A 19637-nucleotide genomic window follows, 5' to 3' on the forward strand; every position below is an offset into this window, starting at 1 on the left:
CCGCGCCCCGGCCCCCCCCCCCCCCGGCCCCCCCCCCCCCGCGGCGGGCCCCCCCCCCCCCCCCCCCCCCCCCGCGCGCGCGGCGCCGGCCCCCCCCCCCCCCCCCCCCCCCCCCCCGGCTTCCGGGTCACCGCCCGGTGCCCCCGTAGACGACGGCCTCGTCCGAGTCGCTGTCCAGGCCGAAGGCGGTGTGCACGGCGCGCACGGCCTCGTTGACGTCGTCGGCGCGGGTGACGACCGAGATGCGGATCTCGGAGGTCGAGATCAGCTCGATGTTCACGCCCGCGTCGGAGAGCGCGCGGAAGAAGTCCGCGGTGACGCCCGGGTTGGTCTTCATGCCGGCGCCGACCAGGGAGATCTTGCCGATCTGGTCGTCGTAGCGCAGCGAGTCGAAGCCGATCGAGCCCTTCGCCTTCTCCAGGGCGTCGATGGCCTTGTGGCCCTCGGCCTTGGGGAGGGTGAAGGAGATGTCGGTGAGGCCGGTGGCGGCGGCGGACACGTTCTGCACGATCATGTCGATGTTGATCTCGGCGTCCGCGACGGCCCGGAAGATGGCCGCGGCCTCGCCCGGCTTGTCCGGCACGCCGACGACGGTGATCTTCGCCTCGGAGGTGTCGTGGGCGACACCCGAGATGATGGCCTGCTCCACCTTCTGGGCTCCTTGCGGTTCGTTGCTGACCCATGTGCCCCGGAGTCCCGAGAAGGACGAACGGACGTGGATCGGGATGTTGTAGCGACGCGCGTACTCGACGCAGCGGTGCAGCAGCACCTTGGAGCCGGAGGCGGCGAGCTCCAGCATGTCCTCGAAGGAGATCCAGTCGATCTTCTTCGCCTTCTTCACCACGCGCGGGTCGGCGGTGAACACGCCGTCGACGTCGGTGTAGATCTCGCAGACCTCGGCGTCGAGCGCGGCGGCGAGCGCCACGGCCGTGGTGTCGGAGCCGCCGCGGCCCAGGGTGGTGATGTCCTTCTTGTCCTGGGACACGCCCTGGAAGCCGGCGACGATGGCGATGTTGCCCTCGTCGAGGGCGGTGCGGATGCGGCCCGGCGTGACATCGATGATGCGCGCCTTGTTGTGGACCGAGTCGGTGATGACACCGGCCTGGCTGCCGGTGAACGACTGGGCCTCGTGCCCCAGGTTTTTGATCGCCATGGCCAGCAGGGCCATGGCGATCCGCTCTCCGGCGGTCAGCAGCATGTCGAACTCGCGCCCGGCAGGGATCGGGGATACCTGCTCGGCGAGATCGATCAGCTCGTCCGTCGTGTCGCCCATCGCGGAAACCACGACGACCACCTGGTGGCCGTTCTTCTTGGCGTCCACGATCCGCTTGGCGACGCGCTTGATGCCTTCGGCATCGGCAACGGAGGAGCCTCCGTACTTCTGCACGACAAGGCCCACGTGCGCTCCTCGCTCGGTCTGTGCCGCAGCCGGTGCTGCGATCGGCTCAGTCTATCGAGGGACTCGAAAACGCCTACGAGGTATCGCATGCTGAGACAAGGCGCCCAGTACGTGATCACCCGTGCGAAAGGCCCCGTCGGGCGGCCCTCAGCTCCGCAGCGACTTCAGCCCCAGCGGCCCCGCGATCTCCTGGATCATCACCCGGCCCGCCTCCTCCGCGAGGTCGTCCTCGGTCAGGTCCTCGTCCGTGTCGAGGCCGTCCAGGGCTGCCAGCGGCTGGTCGAGGCGGACGTGGGCGACGAGGGACTGGAGGGCGCGGAGGGTGGCGGAGGCGGTGGGTCCCCAGTTGGAGAAGTACGAGAACTGCCACCACCACAGGGCCTCGCTGGTCCGGCCCGCCCGGTAGTGGGCCAGGCCGTGGCGCAGGTCGGCGACGATGTCGGCCAGGTTGTCCGAGATCCGGGCCGGGATCGGCGCCTTGCGGGGCTCGTACGGGTCGAAGACCTCCGAGAAGACGTCGACCGGGTCCAGGAGGGCGGCGAACCGCTCGCGCAGGTCGTCCACGTCCGGCTCCGGGCCGATGTCCGTCTCGTACTGCTCCTCCGGGAGGATGTCCTCGTGCGCGCCGAGCCGGCCGCCCGCCAGGAGGAGCTGGGAGACCTCCAGGAGCAGGAAGGGCACCGCGCTGTCCGGTTCGTCGCCCCTGGCGACCTCGGTGGTCGCGACGATGAAGCTCTCGACGGAGTCGGCGATCTGGACCGCGAAGTCGTCCGGGTCCTGCGCGACGGAGTGCAGTGTGGGGTCAGACATCGAGCCGCCTTCCTCGGAGCACCCACGCGTGGGCTGGTTCGTCGTCATACATCCAGCAGCCTGCGCCCCTCGAAGGCGCGGCCGAGCGTCACCTCGTCCGCGTACTCCAGGTCGCCGCCGACCGGAAGCCCGCTCGCGAGCCGGGTCACCCTCAGGCCCATGGGCTTGAGCATCCGCGCCAGGTACGTCGCGGTGGCCTCGCCCTCCAGGTTCGGGTCGGTCGCGAGGATCAGCTCGGTGACCGTGCCGTCCGCGAGCCGCGCCAGCAGCTCGCGGATGCGCAGGTCGTCCGGGCCGACGCCCTCGATGGGACTGATCGCCCCGCCGAGGACGTGGTAGCGGCCGCGGAACTCGCGCGTCCGCTCGATCGCCACGACGTCCTTCGGCTCCTCGACCACGCAGATGACGGTCAGGTCGCGGCGGGCGTCCCGGCAGATGTTGCACTGCTCCTGCTGCGCCACGTTGCCGCAGACGGCGCAGAACCTGACCTTCTCCTTGACCTCCAGGAGGGCGTGCGCGAGCCGGCGGACGTCCGTCGGCTCGGCCTGGAGGACGTGGAAGGCGATCCGCTGCGCGCTCTTGGGACCGACGCCGGGCAGCCTGCCCAGTTCGTCGATGAGGTCCTGAACCACGCCTTCGTACAACGGAACGCCCTTCTCGGCGGTGCTTGATTCTTACGGTAGTGGCAGGGGCGGGCCTTGGTAAGCCCGCCGGGTGCCGGGGCTCAGAAGCCCAGGCCCGGCATGCCGCCCATGCCCTGCGCCAGCGGGCCGAGCTTGGCCTGCTGGATCTGCTGCGCGTTGTCGTTGGCGGCCTGCACGGCGGCGACGATCAGGTCGGCCAGCGTCTCGGTGTCCTCCGGGTCGACCGCCTTGGGGTCGATCACCAGGCCGCGCAGGTCGCCGGAGCCGGTGACGGTCGCCCTGACCAGACCGCCGCCCGCCTGGCCCTCGACCTCGGTGGCGGCCAGCTCCTCCTGGGCGCGGGCGAGATCCTGCTGCATCTTCTGGGCCTGCTGGAGAAGCTGCTGCATGTTGGGCTGGCCACCACCGGGAATCACGGTCACTCCTGAGGGTCGGTGCGTCGTCGCGTCCGCACGGTCACGTCCGCGTCGTCCGCATAGGTCGGTACGCCGAGCCTACGTGTTCCCCGGCCGCCCCGCCTCCACCACTCTTTCGGGTGAGAGAGCTGGGGCTCCCCTACCTGATCAACGCCTCCTTGCGGGCGGAAATCCTGGGATTCCGCGCCCGTCGCCCACCATTCGGCGGTAGGAAGGGCGGGCACCACGTGCACCGCACGGCACAGCAGGACACGAGTGACATGAGCGACACGAGCGACACGAGCGCCGGGACGAAACCAGAGGCGCTGAGCTGAACAGAGGAGTCCCCCGGTGAGCCAGCAGCCGGAGATGCAGCCGCCGGGGCGTCCCGGGGAAGACGTCCAGCGCGACCTGACCGGCAAGCCCTTCCCCCTGGGCGACTGGGGCGAGCCGGCCGAACGGCTCGACGAGCTGTACCGCTGGATGGAGGCGCAAGCCCTCCGCACCGCCGAGTGGTACCTGACCGACCGCGTCCGGAAGCGCCGCGCCGCCCGGATCCTGCGGACCGGCACGGCCGCCGGCGTGATCGCGGGCGCCGCCCTGCCCCTGCTCGACCTGACCGGGGCGGTGGCGGGCACCGCCGGCTGGGGGTACCTCTCGCTGCTGCTGGGCGCGGCCTGCATCGCCTGCGACCGGTACTTCGGGCTGACGTCCGGCTGGATGCGGGACGTGGCGACGGCGCAGGCGGTGCAGCGGCGGCTCCAGGCCCTCCAGTTCGACTGGGCCTCGGAGAGCGTCCGGGAGGTCCTGGGACCCACGGAGGGCACCGCGAGCGAGGCGGCCGAGCGCTGCCTCGGCGTGCTGCGGCGCTTCTCGGAGGACGTGACGGAGCTGGTGCGGGCGGAGACCGCCGACTGGATGGTCGAGTTCCGTTCGGGCCCGGCCCCGCTCGCCCTCCAGTCGGTGGGCGTGACGCCGCCCCGCACGGAGCCCGTCCACCCGGCGGGGCGCTTCCCGATGCCGCCGGTGACCCGGCCGAACATGCCGCGCCAGCGGCCCCCGGAGGCCCGGTAGGGGCCGGGCGGGGTCCGCCCGGGACCCGCCCCGGTCCGCCGGGCCCCGCCCGGGGCCCGAAGGATCCGGAAAGACCCGGAAGGCCGGGGGCCGGGGGCCGAGGGCCGGAAGCCGGAACCGGGGGCCGGGGACGCGGCCGGGATCAGCTCAGGATGATCATCGACCCCTGGGCCAGGCTCCGGGTCGCCGCCGCGTGCAGCCCCAGCCACACGTGCCGCTCCCGGGCGAAGGGGCCGTCGTCGTACGGGACGGTCCCGGCCGGCTCCTCCAGGGTGGTCGGCCGCTCCGGGGGCAGCGGGGCCGGGGGCGGGTTCATCGGGTCGATGCCGATCGAGGGCGCCACGAACTGCAGCTCCCGCAGCAGCCCGTACGAGGAGCCGAGCGGCCCGCCGCCCTCCAGGAGCTCGTCGCTGGCGAGCGGCACCGGGAAGTCCACCGGCACGTACGCGCCCGCGTAGTCGTAGTGCCACACCAGGTGCGACTGCTGGGCGGTCGTCTCGAACATCTCCAGGAGCTGTTCGTAGTCCCCGCCCAGCTCCCCGACCGGTTCGACGGGCAGGCCGCACACCTGGAGCAGGTAGGCGCGGCGCAGGAAGTGCAGGGCCTCGTAGTCGAAGCCGGCGACCGGGGCCACGTCGCCGGAGAGTCCCGGCATGTACGCGTAGACCGGCACGGTCGGCAGGCCGGAGGCGCTGAGGACGGCGTCGTAGGCGGCTATCTCTTCGGCGAAGGGGTTGTCGGGGCTGTGGCACAGCACGTCGACGAGGGGGACCAGCCACAGGTCACAGGCCAAGGGAGACTCGCTCTCCGTCAGTCACGGGGACGGCGGTTGCAGGGACGGTGGTCGGGGGACGGCCGTCGCGGGGACGGCCGGGGTGGTGGGGCGCGGAGGGCGGGGCCCGCCCTCCGGGCACCTGCCCGGGGATCTGCCCCCGGAGGCGGGGCCTCAACCCGCGCGGGTCCCGGCCCGCCGTGCGGGGAGCCGTCATCCGGACCGCCGCTCCAGCCGGTCCGCCCACTCCAGCGCGTGCGCGTCGTACGCCCGTACGACCTCAGCGGCACCTTCCGCGTCGCCGCGCGTCACCGCGTCGACCAGGTCCACGTGGCCGCTCCACAGCCACCCCAGGAGGTCCCGCTCGGAGCGCAGGTACGGCACGGAGAAGGCCCACGCCTGGACGCGGAGCCGGTGCAGGAAGTCCACGAGGTGGTCGTTGGCGGCGATCAGGTGCCCCAGCTCGCGCCAGTAGCGGATGTCGTACCCGACGAGGACGTCCAGGTCACCGGCGCGGGCCGCGCGCGCGGCCGCCTCGCCCCGGCGCCGCACGGAGACGAGCGCGACCCCGATGCCGGGGGCGGGTTCCGGGCCCGTGCGGGGCGGTGGCGGGCCGGCGCGGCGGCGGAGGACGCCCTCGACCACGAGCATCCGGGCCTCGACCATCCGCCGGTAGTCGTCCACCGAGTACGCGTGGACGCGGAAGCCGCGGTGCTGGTCGGAGTCGAGGAGCCCCTGCGCGCAGAGGTCCACGAGGGCCTCCCGCACGGGCGTGGCCGAGACTCCGTACTGCTCCGCGATCTGCTTGACCGTGAACTCCCGCCCGGCCTGGAGACGGCCCGCGAGCACTTCGTCACGCAGCGCGTCCGCGATCTGCTGGCGCAGGGTGCTGCGGGTGACGGCTCCGCTCGCGGGCATGGTGGTCGGTCCCCTCCGTCCGGCTGCGGACACCCTAGTCCAGACGGAGGAGACCTCTCCGGTACGCGGCGGGGCGGTACCCGGTCAGACGGTGTGCTCGTCGGCCACCGAGAGGGCCGCGTCCAGGGCCGCCAGTCCCTCCCGGGCCTCCGCCTCGGAGACGTTGCAGGCGGGGACGGCGTGGGTGCGGTTCATGTTCACGAAGGGCCACAGGCCGTGCTTCTTCGCGGCGGCGGCGAAGGCGGCCATGGGCGCGTTGGCCTCGCCGGCGGCGTTGTACGGGACGAGCGGCTCGCGCGTCTCCTTGTTCTTCACCAGGTCGAGCGCCCAGAAGACGCCGGTGCCGCGCACCTCGCCGACGGAGGGGTGGCGTTCGGCCAGTTCGCGCAGACCGGGGCCGAGGACGGTCTCGCCGATGTGCGCGGCGTGCTCCACGACCTTCTCCTCCTCCATCACCCGGAGGGTGGCGACGGCGGCGGCACAGGCCAGCGGATGGCCGGAGTAGGTGAGGCCGCCGGGGTAGGGGCGCTTGTCGAAGGTGGCGGCGATCTCGGCGCTGATGGCGACGCCGCCGAGCGGCACGTAGCCGGAGTTCACGCCCTTGGCGAAGGTCATCAGGTCGGGCACGACGCCGAAGTGGTCGGCGGCGAACCACGCGCCGGTGCGGCCGAATCCGGCCATGACCTCGTCGAGGACGAAGACGATGCCGTACCGGTCGCAGATCTCGCGCACGCCGGGGAGGTAGCCGGGCGGCGGGGTCATGATCCCGGCGGTGCCGGGGATCGTCTCCAGGACGATCGCGGCGATCGTCGCCGGGCCCTCGAAGGCGATCGTGTCCTCCAGGTGCTGGAGGGCCCGCGCGCACTCCTCCGCCTCGGTGGTGGCGTGGAAGGGCGAGCGGTAGAGGAAGGGCGCCCAGAAGCGCACGACGCCGGCGGAGGCGGTGTCGGAGGGCCAGCGGCGCGGGTCGCCGGTCAGGTTGATGGCGGTGGAGGTGGCGCCGTGGTACGAGCGGTAGGCGGAGAGCACCTTGGTGCGGCCGGTGTGCAGCCGGGCCATGCGGACGGCGTTCTCGACGGCCTCGGCGCCGCCGTTGGTGAAGAAGATCTTGTCCAGGTCGCCGGGGGTGCGCTCGGCGATGAGGCGTGCGGCCTCGGAGCGGACGTCCACGGCGAAGGCGGGCGCGAAGGTGGCGAGCTTCCCGGCCTGCTCCTGGATCGCGGCGACGACCCGGGGGTGCTGGTAGCCGATGTTGGTGAAGACGAGGCCGCTGGTGAAGTCGAGGTAACGGTTGCCGTCGTAGTCCCAGAAGTACGAGCCCCCGGCGCCGGCGACGGCGAGCGGGTCGATCAGTCCCTGGGCGGACCAGGAGTGGAACACGTGCGCGCGGTCGGCGGCCTTGACGGCGGCACCGGCCTGCGGGTCGGGTGCGGCGTGAGGGGTCATGCGCCCGAGGGTACGGACGCGCGGGCGAGGGGGACCATGGCCATCCTGTCCACCGGGGACGGGAGGGACGCGACACGTTGTTCTCCGCCACCCCGGCCTTTCCCATTGACAGCACCCTGTCGAAATGACAGGTTGCTGTCATGACACACGGGAGCGACACCACGACCGTCCACCTCGCCGTCTACGACACCCTCGCGGACTGGGAGACCGGCCACGCCACGGCCTGGCTCGCCCGCGCGGGCCACACCGTCCGGACCGTCGGCCCGGTCGCCGGAGAGCCCGTCACCACGCTCGCCGGAATCCGGATCGTCCCCGACCTCACGCTCGACGACCTGCGCCCCGAGGACAGCGCCCTGCTGATCCTGCCGGGGGCCGAGACGTACGACGAGGGCGACGAGCTGGCCCCGTTCTCCGCGAAGGCCCGCGCCTTCCTCGACGCCGGGGTGCCGGTCGCCGCGATCTGCGGCGCCACGGCGGGGCTGGCCCGCGAGGGCCTGCTCGACGACCGCCGCCACACGAGCGCGGCCTCCTTCTACCTGGCCGCCACCGGTTACGGGGGCGCCGGGCACTACGTCGAGGCGGACGCGGTGCGGGACGGCGACCTCATCACGGCGGGCCCGACCGAGCCGGTCGCCTTCGCCCGCGAGATCTTCGCCCGGCTCGGGGCGTACGAGGGGAAGCGGGACGCCTGGTTCCGCCTCTTCCACGACTCGGACCCGGCGGCCTTCGCCGAACTGAACGGATGAGCCGCGAGGAGCGGGACGCCCTGTCCCGTACGGCCCTGGGCGTCTTCCGCCTGAACGGCCAGTTCCTCGCCGTCTCGGAGAAGCTGGCCGAACCGGCGGCCCTGACCGCCGCCTGGTGGCAGGTCCTCGGCGCCGTCCTCCCCGGGCCCCTGCCGGTCGCCGGGATCGCCCGCGTCATGGGCATCACCCGCCAGAGCGTCCAGCGGGTGGCTGACCTCCTCGTACGGGAGGGCCTCGCGTCCTACGAGCCGAACCCGGCCCACCGCCGCGCCAAGCTCCTCGCCCCCACCGACGCGGGCCGGGCGGCGGTCCGCCGCATCGACCCGGGCCACGCGGAGTTCGCCGCCCTGCTCCAGCGCGAACTGGGCGGCCCGGAAGCCTTCGAGGAGACCGTGAGGGTCCTGGAGCGCCTCTCCCGGGCCCTCACGGCTCTGGAGGGGTTTGAGCCGGGAGCAGCGGACGCCGCTCCAGCAGCTCCGTGACGGCGCTCCGCAGGAGCAGCGGGTGCACGAACCGGTCGGGCCCGGTCGGGGGGCACCGCCACGCGAGCGGCCAGGTCCGGCCGGTCAGGGCGGGCACCGGCACGTAGCTCACGTGGGCCGGCCCGGAGTTGAACCGGGTCACGCCGCGCGGCCACGACTTGTGCGAGGTGGACCCCGGCGGCACCAGGAAGTACACCCCGCGCCGTCCGTTCGCCTCGATGACCACCGGCCCCGGATCGCCGTCCGTGAGCTCCTCCATCCAGTCGGCGAGCCTGCGCCCGTCGTCGCCGTCGACCCGAACGGCGTCGAATTGCACGCCCGCCTTACGGAGCTGAAATCCGGAAACCGGAATCCAGCCCGCGTTTACTTCCCGGTTCTCTTCGTTCACGGGGACATGCTCCCGCGTCGGCGCTAGCGTTTTCCAGGACTGCTGAGGGTGCGTCGGCAATCGCTTGACCTGCGCCAACTCGCCCTGTGGGTAGTTGAATTCGGCGGGGATCAGTTGAGACCGGTTGAGTCCGGTTGAACTCGATTGGGGAACACGATGGCGCGGGCGGAGAACAAGGAAACGGCGGGTCCGGCGGCGCGGACGGTCGCGGCGGTGGCGAAGAAAATGCGGGTACGGAAGGGACTCACCCAACCGCAACTGGGTTCGATGATGGGATACACGGGAGCGGCGATCAGCGCCATGGAGACCCTGGCCCAGCCGGTGAGCGACGGCATGCTGGTGCGGCTGGAGGCGGTGCTCGGGGAGGGGACGGGCATCTTCGAGGAACTGCGCCCGCTCGTACGGCTGGAGAAGCTGCCGGAACTCTTCCGTGACTACGCGCAGATCGAGCAGACGGCACGGAGCTTGTGCCTGTACTCGACCCCCAACATCCAAGGGCTGTTCCAGACGGAGTCGTACGCGCGGGCGCAGATCGCTGGCGGGTATCCGACATCCACAGAGGAACGGGTCGAGGAACTCGTCAAGGCCCGGATGGACCGCAAGGCGATCTTCGACAAGGAACCACAGTGGTTGATCGAACTGTTCCTGGACGAGGCGGCGCTGCTGCGGAAATACGGAAGCGAGGAGGCCATGCGGGAGCAGTACCGCCACTTGGCGGAGTGCGCGCGGCGCAAGAACGTCACGCTTCAGATCCTGCCCCTGAACGTGGGCCTGAGCGGGGAGAATGCGGGTGACCAAGGCATGATGAACCTGGTCGAGACCGACGAGCACGCCCGGATCGTCTACCTGGAGATCCAGGACGAAAGCGTGCTACTCACCGATCCCGTGAAGGTGAGTACGTACGCCCAGCGTTATGCGAAGATCCGGGCACAGGCCCTGGACCCTCGTGCCTCACTGGGCCTCATCGAGCGGTTGGCGGGAGAGGGAACATGAGCAAGACCCTGCACTGGTTCAAGTCCAGCCACAGCAACTCCAACGGCGGCGACTGCGTCGAGGTCGCCTTCGACTGGCGCAAGTCCTCGTACAGCAATGACAACGGCGGCAACTGCGTCGAGGTCGCCGCCTGCCCCCACGCCGTCCACCTGCGCGACTCCAAGCAGCACGACGGCGGGCCCACGTTCGCCGTGGAGCCCGCCGTCTGGTCCGCCTTCGTCGCGTGGCAGAGCTGAGCGTCAGCAGTACAGGTTCGCGCCGGTCGGGACGCCCAGGATCTGGGTGAACTGCTGGTACTTGGTGACCCGGCTCTGCACCTGGGCCGGGTTGCCGCCGTTGCACTCCAGGGTGCCGTTGATCGAGCGGATCGTCTCGCCGAAGCCCACGCCGTTGACCATGGCGTTGTGCGGGGTCATGGTGCCGGGGCCGTTCTGGGTGTTCCAGTACCAGAGGCCGGTGGCCATGGCGACGGCCGGGTCCTGCTCGACGCGCCAGGGGTTGTTCAGGAGGTCGATGCCGAGGGCGTCACCGGCGGCCTTGTAGTTGTAGTTCCAGGAGAGCTGGATGGGGCCGCGGCCGTAGTAGGCGGCCTGGCCGGCGGGGCAGCCGTAGGGCTTGCCGGCGTCGCAGTAGTGGGGGTAGTTGGCCGTGTTCTGCTCGACGATGTAGTAGAGCCCGGCGGTCTCGTGGGAGACGTTGGCGAGGAAGGCCGCGGCCTCCTGCTTCTTCACCGTGTCGCTGCCGGTGGTGGCGAAGGCGGGGTACGACTTGAGGGCGTTGACCAGACCGGCGTACGTGTAGAACGGGTTCCTGTTCGGGAACATCTGGTTGAACTGGGCCTCGGAGACGACGAATCCGGTGTTCTGGCCGCCGTCACCTCCGCCGCCCGTGCCGCAGACGCCCTCGTCGCGCCAGACGCCGGAGGCACCGCCGGGCGTCTCGTTCTGGGTCCACCACTTCGCGTACCAGTTGTGCCCGTTGTACGAGGCGGTCTTGCCGCCGGTGTAGACCGTGGCGGGGCTCCAGGCGGCCGCGCAGGCGGGGGCCGCTCCGGCGGAGGCGGCGGGGAGGAGTACGGCCAGGCCGAGGGCCGTACAGAGTGCGGCGAACAGCGTGAGCAACGTGCGGGGCATCGCTCGTCCTTCCGGGTGGGGCCGGGTACGGGAAGGGCCAGCGAAGCGCGGTTGGTCTGGACCTGTCAAGGTCTGGACCAGGAATCGCGCCCTTGCGTCGGGAAGCCGTCCGTCCCTCCGGTGCGGGGCGGCTCAGTCGAACCGGATGTGCCGGACCCCGACCGCCGCACGGCGCAGCCGCCCCCGGAGCGGGCCGTCGGCGCCGGGCGCGAGGCGCAACCCGGCCGAGGCGGCGACGCGGTCCGCCACCTGCGGGACCGACAGGTGGTCGGTACGGACGTGCTCCGCGAACTCCGCGCCGCTCAGGCGCTCCAGGCACAGGTCGAGCCGGGACACGGCGAAGCTCTCCCGCCGCAGCGGGGCGTCCTTCCCCGCGACGTACCGCACCACGCGGCCGAAGCCGCGCTCGCGCAACCGGCGCAGCACCGTCCCGCGCTCGGCGAGGAGCGCGAAGTGCCGTACGTCGTGTCCCTGTTCGCGCAGGCGGCCGACGGTCTCGGCGAAGTACTCCGGCTCCACGACCGTCATCGGCACGATCACCGTGCCCGGATGCTTCCGGAGGACCAGGTCCAGCACGTCGTGGACGCCGCGCCGCCAGGCCGGGAGATCCTGGAAGTCGCCGCGGAGCTCCGGAGGCATCATGCGGTGCAGGCCGAAGCCCAGGTGCTCGGGATCGCAGACGACACTGCCCGGAAGCCGCCGCCGCAGCTCGTACGCGGTCTGCGTCTTGCCCCCGCCGAAGGGTCCGTTGAGCCAGATCAGCATGGTCCGACCCCAGGGTGTCGCCGCCGTCAAACACCCACCTTCGGCCTGGCGGCGGCAGCGGCCTCGACGGCCGTGGCCAGCGGGTCACGGGCTGCCCGGCCGAGAAGACCGGTGAGGTCGGGTGTGGTTCCGTCCAGGAAGCCGTGCCGAACGCCCGTGGCCATCGAGGCGAGCATCGGCGGCTGGAACGGCAGCAGCCCCGCCGTCTCGTCGAGGAGCCGGCGCCGGTACTCGCCGAGGCTGATGGGATGGTGCGCGACGCCGAGTTCGCCGGCCACCTGCGCCGCCGTGATCGGCGTGCCGACGAGGTCGTAGACGCGCCCGCGATGAGGCGCGGGACGCGACGCCACCGCCGCCGCGGCCTCGGCCAGGTCCTCCCGCCGCACCGCGGCCAGGGCGCCGTCCCCGAACGCGGACTCCACACCGTCGCGGCCCCACATCAGCAGACCGCCGAAGAGTTCGGCGTACAGGCCGTTGCGCAGGATCGTCCACGGCAGCCCGCTCGCCCGCACCAGGCGCTCGGTCGCACGGTGCGCCAGGGCGAAACCGAGGTGATCGCCGGCGGTGGTCAGGCTCGTGTAGACGACGTGGCCGACGCCGTCGCGGACGGCGGCGTCCAGGACCGCCGCGTGCCGGGCGACGACCCGGTCGTCCTCGGCGTAGCCGGCGGAGACGAGCACCAGGGTGGACACGCCGGTGAGGTCGAGGCTCGCGCGGTCGTCGAAGTCGAGGCGCCGCATCCCCTCGTCCGGCGTGCGGCTGCCGCCCGTCGCGGCGGCCCCACGGGCCCGCAGGGCCGCAAGAGTGGTCGAGCCGAGATTCCCGTTCGCTCCGGTCACCAGAATCATGATCAATCGCAGTCTTCCGCAGTGGTTCTCATCAGTAACTACGCTTGATCCTCGACCGCGCGCCCACCGCCCACAAGAAGGCATTCCGATGTCACTCACGCACACCGGGGTAACCACCACCCCCGCCGACCTCGACCCGTGCGGACGCGAGGACCACCCCGACTGCGGCATCCGCGACGTCCTGGACCGCATCGGGGACAAGTGGTCCGTGCTCGTGGTCGTCGAACTCGCCGGCGGGCCGCGTCGCTTCCGCGAACTCCAGCGCGCCGTCGAAGGCATCTCCCAGCGCATGCTCACCCTCACCGTGCGCAGGCTCGAACGCGACGGCCTCGTGCTGCGCACCGTGTACCCGACCGTCCCGGCCCAGGTCGACTACCGCCTGACCGAGACCGGGGCGGGCCTGACCCACCTGGTCAAGGCGCTCGCCGACTGGTCCCTCGCGCACCGTGGCGTCATCGCCGAGGCACGGCACGCGTACGACCTGGCCCACCCCGGCCACGACATCCACTGACACGGGCGGCCGCCGTCGCGGCTCGGACCGGGGTGGGACGGGACAGGAGCGAGGCGGAGCGGACCGGGCCCGGCCAGGTCGGTCCTCCTCAGACCAGCAGCACGATCCGTCCCGGCCGGTGTCCCGCCTCCGCGCGGCGGTGGGCCTCGGCGGCGGAGGTGAGGGGGAGGACGTCCGCCGTGCGGGTGGCCAGTTCGCGGGCGGCGACGCTCTCCAGCATCTGCTTCAGGCGCGGGGCGTCCGGGCGCGGCCGGATCGCGGTGACGGTGATGTCCCGGTCGGCGGACGGCAACTGCTCGCCCGAGGCCGAGACGAAGACCCCGCCGTCCCGTACGGCGGGCAGCAGCGGGGCGCCGATGAGCGCGGCGTCCAGGACGGCCGCGACCCCCTCCGGGACGTGGCCGAGCACTCCGGCGACGACCTCGGCCGGGTCGCTGCGCGGGATCAGCTCCTCGGCGCCGAGGGAACGCAGTTCGTGCCGGTCGCCCTCGTCGGCCAGGGCGATCGCCCGGAGGCCCACGGCGGCGGCGTGCTGGACGGCGAACCGGCCCACCACCCCGCCGGCCCCGCTGACCAGCACCGGGGAACCCTTCGGCAGGTCCAGGAGGTCGACGGCCTGGGCCGCCGCCATCGAGGAGAGCGGCACCGAGGCGGCCGTCGTGAAGTCCATGTCCTCCGGGACCGGCGCCAGCCAGGACGGGTCGGCGCGGATCACCTCCGCGTAGGTGCCCTCGCCCGTCCCCTCCGTCACCCAGGGCACGAAACCGGCCACGCGGGTGCCCTCGGGGAGGCCGGGCGCGTCGTCGAGGAGGACGCCCGCGAAGTCGAAGCCGAGGACGAAGGGCGGGGCCAGCTCGCCCAGGAGGGCGGCCCACCGGCCGGACCGGATCCTCAGGTCCGCCTGGTGCACGGCGGCGGCCTTGAGCCGTACGCGCACGCGGCCGGGCACGTCCCCTGCCTTCGGTTCGGGGCGGTTGGCGATCCGGAGGACCTCGGGTCCTCCGTAGGAGGTCACTTCGATGACGCGCATGGGTGCAGCTCCTCGGACGGAAGGCCCCCTCGCGGCCCCGGACGAAGGCCCCCTCGTGGCCATTACACCCAGGCTCCCCGACCCCGGCAACCGCTGTTGGCCCGCCCGCGCGACGGCCCCGGCCCGCCCGCGCGACGCCCCCCGTCCCGCCCGCACGACGCCTCCGGTGCGGCCCGGACCCCACACGGTCCGTGCCGCCCGGCGACGGACCGCACCCGTCCGCACCCGCCCCTGCCCGCCTCGCGGAAGCCCGGTGCCGTCCCGCTTGCGGAAGGAAGAACTCCAGGTGGCGGGCCGCGACGTATCCCCCGCGCTCGCACGCGTGTCCGTACCGTCACGCGCATGGAATGGTTCACCGCCGAGAACCTCATCGCCGTGGTCACCGCGCTCCTCGGCGTCCTCGTCTCGATCGGCGTCGCCTGGTACCAGTGGTGGGTGCTGCGCCAGCGGCGGATCGGCTACCGCGTCCAGCTCGACACGTACATCGGCGACGGCGCGACGGCCGGAGCCGACGGTTCCGCCTCCGGCTCGGCCGTGCGGCGCGGTTACTTCGACACCAGCCCCGACCTGGAGGACGCCACCCTCGTCCTGCTCAGGATCGAGAACGACGGGGCCGTGTCCGTCACCGCCGACCACTACACGGACGGGGACGACCACGGGCTCACGGTGGAGTTCGGGAACCGGCACGTGAAGGCGGTCGTCGTCACCGCCCCCGACCACCCCCGCCTCCTGAGCCACTTCCCCGCGAACTGGACGGGACCGGCGGAGGGCGCCACCAGCATCCTGCTGCCGAAGGTCCCGCTCAACCGGGGCGCCTCCTACAAACTGCTCGTCCTGCTCGGCGGCGGCCCCACCGGGGGCCCCGTCACGGTCGACGGCAGCATCGCCGAGGGCCGCGTCCACCCCAACCGCAGCATCACCCCCGACGACAAGCTCCCCGTCTTCAGCCGGGCCGCGCTGACCGTCACGGTCCTCCTCACCGCGTGCGTCGTCGCCCTCGCCGCGATCATCGTCCGGGAGGAGACCCCGCCGCCGATCGGCTGCGTCCGGGGCGCCCTCACGGTCACCGGTTCGACGGCCTTCGCCCCCGTCGTGCGGGACGTCGCGAAGAAGTACGAGAAGGACTGTCCGGGCGCGCGGGTGACCGTGGAGGCGCGCGGCTCGACCACCGGGATACGGGAACTGGCCCTCACCGGGGAGAAGGCGGCCGGGGACCCGCCCTCCGTGGTCGTCTTCTCCGACGGGCACAAGCCGAACGGCTTCCCCCGGCTGCGGGAGAGCCCGGTCGCCGTCTCCCTCTTCACCCTCGTCGTCCACGACGGAGTGCCCGTCGACAACCTCGGCCGGGCACACCTCCGGGACATCTACCGGGGGAGGATCACCAACTGGAGCGCGCTCGGCGGCCCGGACCTGCCGATCCGCCTGGTGAGCCGGAACGCCGGCTCCGGCACCAGGGAGGTCTTCCAGCGCCGGGTCCTCGGCCGGAACGAACCGGGCAGCTCCTCCCTCGACTGCGTCCACCGCACCGACCCCGACGCGAAGGTCACCCTCTGCGAGGTCGACTCCACCGAGCAGCTCCTGGCCACCGTCGCCCGGACCCCCGGCGCCCTCGGCTACAGCGAGCTGCGCGCGGGCAGCGCCCTGGAGGGCGTGCACCGGGTGGCGATCGACGGACGCGACGCCGACGTGGACGGGCCGGGCGCGCCGGGCGGGACCGGCTACCCGTACCGGGAGGTCGAGTACGCCTACACCTGGGACGAACCGCCGGCCGACTCCCCTGCCGCCGCCTTCCTCGCCTACCTCACCCGGGGCGGCGGCCAGGACCTCGTCCGCCGCCACGGCCACCTGCCCTGCGCGACCCCGAAGGGGCTGCGGGCCTGCGGGGAGGAGTGAGGAGCCCGCGGGGACGGACCGGTGACATGGAGACGCGCGACGACGGGTCTGGCATGCTCTGACGGCGTGGAGCCATTGACCGCGGAAGACCCCGTCACCATCGGCCCGTTCCGTCTGATCGGCCGGCTGGGGGCCGGGGGGATGGGCCGGGTGTTCCTGGCGCGTTCGGCCGGCGGCCGGACGGTCGCCGTGAAGGTGGTGCACGCCGAACTGGCCGACCGGGACGAGTTCCGGCGCCGGTTCGCCCGCGAGGTCGCCGCCCTGGAGCGGGTCGGCGGCACGGGCACGGCGCCCCTGCTCGGCTCGGACACCTCCGCCGACCCCCCGTGGGTCGCCGTCGGCTACGTACCGGGGCCGTCGCTGCGGACCGTCGTGGGCGACGAGTACGGCCCGCTGCCGACCGGCACCGTACGGACCCTGGCGTCCGGACTCGCCCGCGCCCTCGGCCACATCCACGCCGCCGGGCTCGTCCACCGCGACCTCAAGCCCTCCAACGTCCTGCTGACCGTCGACGGGCCGCAGCTCATCGACTTCGGCATCGCCCGCGCCGTCGACACGGTCACCGAGGGCGGCGGCCTGACCACCACCGGGGCCCTCGTCGGCTCGCCCGGCTTCATGTCCCCGGAGCAGGTGCGCGGCGAACGCCTCACGCCCGCGTCGGACGTCTTCTGCCTCGGCTCGGTCCTCGCCTACGCGGCGACCGGCCGCGCCCCCTTCGGCCCGGCGGACAGCGGCGTCCACGCCGCCATGTTCCGCATCGCCCACGACGAGCCCGACCTGACCGGCCTCCCGCCCGAACTCTCCGGTCTGGTCCGCGCCTGCCTCGCCAAGGACCCGGCGGCCCGCCCCTCGCCCGGGGAGATCGCCGGAACCCTGCCGGTCTCCGACCCCTGGCTCCCGGCGGACGTCCTGACCCGCCTCGGCCGCCACGCCGCCCGGGTCCTGGAGGCGGAGGCGTCGGGACCCGGCTCCGGTACGGGAGCGGCGGCCGGCGGGACCGGGGAGGAGCCCCGGCCCACGGCCACCGCCCCGCGCCCCCGGCGGCGGACCCCGGCCGTCGTCCTCGCGGCCCTCGCGGTCCTCGCGGTGGCGGCCGCGGCCACCGTCACGTACGTCCTCCGGCCCGGTCAGACCGCCGGGAGCGGCACCGACGGGCGGAAGGACCGGGGGAAGGGGGTGACGAGCAGCTCCCCCGCCCGCTCCGCCGGGGTCGTCCCGGCCGGTTTCCTCGGCGCCTGGGAGGGCGTGCTCCAGGGCGGGGTGGACTCCCCCCGGGAGACGTTCCGGATCGAGATCAGCCAGGGCCCGGCCGGCGCCAAGAACGCCGTCTACACGCACGTCACCCCGAGCCGCCTGTGCACGGGCCGCTCCCGGCTCGTCTCGGCCGACGAGGACAAGGTCGTCTACGGCGAGTCCGACGTGACGTCCGGCGTGCCCGCCGGACGCTGCACCCCCGCCGCCCACCAGACCCTCGCCCTGCGCTCCCCCGACGTCCTGGAGTGGTCCTCGGGCGCCGTGCGGGCCACCTTCCGCAAGGCGCCCACCGGCACCGCCGTCGTCCCCGCCCGCTTCCTCGGCCGGTGGGAGCAGGTCCCCCTGTCGGGGATGGACAAGGAGGTCGAGCGGCGCTACACCTCGACGATGACGATCGCCCAGGGTCCGGTCGGCACCCGGCTGATCGAGTTCCACGACTCCTTCCCGCGCACGGACGAGTCGGGCGACCTCACCCCGGAGACGGTCACCTGCGGCTCCACGGCCGTCCTCGCGGGAGTGGGGGGCCTCCTGGTGATCGGCCCGCAGGTCCGTGACCCGGCCCGCTGGAGCTCGGAGTGCGCCGAGAGCGAATCCGGCTACCTGACGGTCGGCACGTGGAAGGGCAAGGACATGCTCCTGCTCTACCCGATGGCGGACGCGGAGCCGGCCGAGTACCGGCGTTCGTGACGCGTTCCGGCACACGCGGGGGCCCGCCGGCCGGAAGTTCCTCCGGCACGCACGGGGGCCCGCGTCCCGGAGGTGTCTCCGGTCCGCGGGCCCCGACCGCCCTTCAGCGGGTCCTCGCGCGCGTCCCCGTCAGAGGAACGAGTTGATCTCGATCGTCTCGGTGCGGCCGGGGCCGACGCCGATGGCGGAGATCGGGGCGCCCGACATCTCCTCCAGGGCCTTCACGTACGCCTGCGCGTTCTTCGGCAGGTCGGCGAAGGTCTTGGCCTTGGTGATGTCCTCGGACCAGCCCGGCAGCATCTCGTAGACCGGCTTCGCGTGGTGGAAGTCGGACTGCGAGTACGGCAGCTCCTCGACGCGCTTGCCGTCGATCTCGTACGCGACGCAGACCGGGATCTGCTCCCAGCCGGTGAGCACGTCGAGCTTGGTGAGGAAGAAGTCGGTCAGGCCGTTGACGCGGGTCGCGTAACGGGCGATGACCGCGTCGAACCAGCCGCAGCGGCGGTCGCGGCCGGTGGTGACGCCCCGCTCGCCGCCGATGCGGCGCAGGTCCTCGCCGTCCTGGTCGAACAGCTCGGTCGGGAACGGGCCGGCGCCCACGCGCGTGGTGTACGCCTTGAGGATGCCGATGACCCGCGAGATCTTCGTCGGGCCGACGCCCGTACCCGTGCAGGCGCCGCCCGCGGTCGGGTTCGAGGAGGTGACGAAGGGGTACGTGCCGTGGTCGACGTCCAGGAGCGTGCCCTGGCCGCCCTCGAAGAGCACGACCTTGTCCTCGTCCAGCGCGTTGTTGAGGATCAGGGTGGTGTCCGCGACGAACGGCCGGATCTGCTCCGCGTACTGGAGCATCTCCTCGACGATCTGCCCGGCGTCGATGGCCCGCCGGTTGTAGAGCTTGGCGAGGAGCTGGTTCTTGCCCTCCAGCGCCGCCTCGACCTTCTGGGTGAGGATCGACTCGTCGTACAGGTCCTGGACCCGGATGCCGACGCGGTTGATCTTGTCGGCGTAGGTCGGGCCGATGCCCCGGCCGGTGGTGCCGATCTTGCGCTTGCCGAGGAACCGTTCCGTCACCTTGTCGAGGGTGACGTTGTACGGGGTGATCAGGTGGGCGTTGCCGCTGATCAGGAGCTTCGACGTGTCCACGCCGCGTTCGTTCAGTCCGCTCAGCTCGGAGAGCAGGACCGCCGGGTCGACGACGACACCGTTTCCGATCACCGGGGTGCACCCCGGCGAGAGGATTCCGGAAGGGAGAAGATGCAGCGCGTACTTCTGGTCGCCCACGACGACCGTGTGGCCGGCGTTGTTGCCGCCCTGGTAACGCACTACATAGTCGACGGACCCACCGAGCAGGTCGGTGGCCTTTCCCTTGCCCTCGTCACCCCACTGAGCACCGAGCAGCACAAGTGCGGGCACAGGCGTACACCCCTTCCGGGTGGGGCATGTCCAAGG

At 72.6% G+C, this 19637-nt stretch carries 21 protein-coding genes; 8 read left to right on the forward strand and 13 right to left on the reverse strand.

Annotation, left to right across the window (positions count from 1 at the left end; all coding sequences use genetic code 11):
• Nucleotides 1-127: 127 nt before the first annotated feature.
• From ACFYZY_RS09105 to ACFYZY_RS09120, 4 genes are all read right to left on the reverse strand, one after another.
• Entirely contained in the window at nt 128-1399 is a 1272-nt protein-coding gene (locus ACFYZY_RS09105) for an aspartate kinase (RefSeq protein ID WP_388691169.1), read from the reverse strand.
• A gap of 147 nt (nt 1400-1546) precedes the next feature.
• A complete protein-coding gene (locus tag ACFYZY_RS09110; protein ID WP_388691171.1) occupies nt 1547-2209 on the reverse strand; it encodes a DUF5063 domain-containing protein in 663 nt (220 codons plus the stop codon).
• Between the two features lie 44 nt (nt 2210-2253).
• Nucleotides 2254-2853 (reverse strand): recombination mediator RecR, encoded by a 600-nt coding sequence (recR, locus tag ACFYZY_RS09115; protein WP_388691174.1) that lies wholly within the window; start codon nt 2851-2853, stop codon nt 2254-2256.
• A gap of 80 nt (nt 2854-2933) precedes the next feature.
• A complete protein-coding gene (locus ACFYZY_RS09120) occupies nt 2934-3269 on the reverse strand; it encodes a YbaB/EbfC family nucleoid-associated protein (protein WP_388691177.1) in 336 nt (111 codons plus the stop codon).
• A 348-nt stretch (nt 3270-3617) separates the two neighbouring features.
• On the opposite strand from ACFYZY_RS09120, the gene ACFYZY_RS09125 reads away from it, so the two are divergent.
• A complete protein-coding gene (locus ACFYZY_RS09125; protein ID WP_388691349.1) occupies nt 3618-4322 on the forward strand; it encodes an SLATT domain-containing protein in 705 nt (234 codons plus the stop codon).
• 142 nt (nt 4323-4464) lie between these two features.
• Here the strand turns inward: ACFYZY_RS09125 and ACFYZY_RS09130 are convergent, their stop codons facing one another.
• The 3 genes from ACFYZY_RS09130 to ACFYZY_RS09140 all read right to left on the reverse strand — a co-directional run bounded on the left by ACFYZY_RS09130 (nt 4465) and on the right by ACFYZY_RS09140 (nt 7458).
• Nucleotides 4465-5115, reverse strand: a complete 651-nt coding sequence (locus tag ACFYZY_RS09130) for a hypothetical protein (RefSeq protein WP_388691180.1) — start codon at nt 5113-5115, stop codon at nt 4465-4467.
• Nucleotides 5116-5307: 192 nt separating this feature from the next.
• Nucleotides 5308-6012, reverse strand: coding sequence for a GntR family transcriptional regulator (locus ACFYZY_RS09135; protein WP_388691183.1), 705 nt, complete (start codon nt 6010-6012; stop codon nt 5308-5310).
• Between the two features lie 84 nt (nt 6013-6096).
• The gene (locus ACFYZY_RS09140) at nt 6097-7458 is read right to left on the reverse strand and encodes an aspartate aminotransferase family protein (RefSeq protein ID WP_388691186.1); all 1362 of its coding nucleotides are present in this window, start codon (nt 7456-7458) and stop codon (nt 6097-6099) included.
• A gap of 140 nt (nt 7459-7598) precedes the next feature.
• Here ACFYZY_RS09140 and ACFYZY_RS09145 point away from each other — a divergent pair, with 140 nt between their 5' ends.
• Together ACFYZY_RS09145 and ACFYZY_RS09150 are read left to right on the forward strand one after the other, a co-directional pair.
• Complete coding sequence (locus ACFYZY_RS09145) at nt 7599-8204, forward strand: DJ-1/PfpI family protein (RefSeq protein ID WP_388691189.1); 606 nt, start codon at nt 7599-7601, stop codon at nt 8202-8204.
• On the forward strand, nt 8201-8686 hold the full coding sequence (locus ACFYZY_RS09150; RefSeq protein WP_388691192.1) for a MarR family winged helix-turn-helix transcriptional regulator: 486 nt from the start codon (nt 8201-8203) through the stop codon (nt 8684-8686). The genes ACFYZY_RS09145 and ACFYZY_RS09150 overlap by 4 nt, the downstream gene beginning before the upstream one ends.
• Here the strand turns inward: ACFYZY_RS09150 and ACFYZY_RS09155 are convergent.
• Complete coding sequence (locus ACFYZY_RS09155) at nt 8628-9074, reverse strand: hypothetical protein (RefSeq protein ID WP_388691195.1); 447 nt, start codon at nt 9072-9074, stop codon at nt 8628-8630. The two genes, ACFYZY_RS09150 and ACFYZY_RS09155, sit on opposite strands and share 59 nt — an antisense overlap.
• Nucleotides 9075-9230: 156 nt before the next feature.
• Here ACFYZY_RS09155 and ACFYZY_RS09160 point away from each other — a divergent pair, with 156 nt between their 5' ends.
• Complete coding sequence (locus tag ACFYZY_RS09160) at nt 9231-10067, forward strand: helix-turn-helix transcriptional regulator (protein WP_388691198.1); 837 nt, start codon at nt 9231-9233, stop codon at nt 10065-10067.
• Entirely contained in the window at nt 10064-10303 is a 240-nt protein-coding gene (locus ACFYZY_RS09165) for a DUF397 domain-containing protein (protein ID WP_388691201.1), read from the forward strand. Before ACFYZY_RS09160 ends, ACFYZY_RS09165 begins: the two co-directional genes overlap by 4 nt.
• Nucleotides 10304-10306: 3 nt before the next feature.
• Here ACFYZY_RS09165 and ACFYZY_RS09170 read toward each other — a convergent pair whose 3' ends face one another.
• The 3 genes from ACFYZY_RS09170 to ACFYZY_RS09180 form a co-directional block, all read right to left on the reverse strand.
• Nucleotides 10307-11200: a glycoside hydrolase family 19 protein gene (locus ACFYZY_RS09170; RefSeq protein WP_388691203.1), complete on the reverse strand. Its 894-nt coding sequence runs from the start codon at nt 11198-11200 to the stop codon at nt 10307-10309.
• 132 nt (nt 11201-11332) lie between these two features.
• Entirely contained in the window at nt 11333-11965 is a 633-nt protein-coding gene (locus tag ACFYZY_RS09175) for an AAA family ATPase (RefSeq protein WP_388691206.1), read from the reverse strand.
• 26 nt (nt 11966-11991) lie between these two features.
• Nucleotides 11992-12813 (reverse strand): NAD(P)H-binding protein, encoded by an 822-nt coding sequence (locus ACFYZY_RS09180; protein WP_388691208.1) that lies wholly within the window; start codon nt 12811-12813, stop codon nt 11992-11994.
• An 88-nt stretch (nt 12814-12901) separates the two neighbouring features.
• Here ACFYZY_RS09180 and ACFYZY_RS09185 point away from each other — a divergent pair, with 88 nt between their 5' ends.
• The gene (locus ACFYZY_RS09185) at nt 12902-13324 is read left to right on the forward strand and encodes a winged helix-turn-helix transcriptional regulator (protein ID WP_388691211.1); all 423 of its coding nucleotides are present in this window, start codon (nt 12902-12904) and stop codon (nt 13322-13324) included.
• Nucleotides 13325-13412: 88 nt separating this feature from the next.
• On the opposite strand, the gene ACFYZY_RS09190 is transcribed toward ACFYZY_RS09185, so the two are convergent.
• Nucleotides 13413-14354, reverse strand: a complete 942-nt coding sequence (locus ACFYZY_RS09190; RefSeq protein ID WP_388691213.1) for an NADP-dependent oxidoreductase — start codon at nt 14352-14354, stop codon at nt 13413-13415.
• Nucleotides 14355-14696: 342 nt separating this feature from the next.
• On the opposite strand from ACFYZY_RS09190, the gene ACFYZY_RS09195 reads away from it, so the two are divergent.
• Both ACFYZY_RS09195 and ACFYZY_RS09200 read left to right on the forward strand, forming a co-directional pair.
• On the forward strand, nt 14697-16247 hold the full coding sequence (locus tag ACFYZY_RS09195; protein ID WP_388691216.1) for a PstS family phosphate ABC transporter substrate-binding protein: 1551 nt from the start codon (nt 14697-14699) through the stop codon (nt 16245-16247).
• 66 nt (nt 16248-16313) lie between these two features.
• Complete coding sequence (locus ACFYZY_RS09200; RefSeq protein ID WP_388691219.1) at nt 16314-18188, forward strand: serine/threonine-protein kinase; 1875 nt, start codon at nt 16314-16316, stop codon at nt 18186-18188.
• 129 nt (nt 18189-18317) lie between these two features.
• Here ACFYZY_RS09200 and ACFYZY_RS09205 read toward each other — a convergent pair whose 3' ends face one another.
• On the reverse strand, nt 18318-19601 hold the full coding sequence (locus ACFYZY_RS09205; RefSeq protein WP_388691222.1) for an adenylosuccinate synthase: 1284 nt from the start codon (nt 19599-19601) through the stop codon (nt 18318-18320).
• Between the last annotated feature and the right edge of the window lie 36 nt (nt 19602-19637).

Source organism: Streptomyces sp. NPDC001744, assembly GCF_042892575.1.
Lineage (GTDB): Bacteria > Actinomycetota > Actinomycetes > Streptomycetales > Streptomycetaceae > Streptomyces.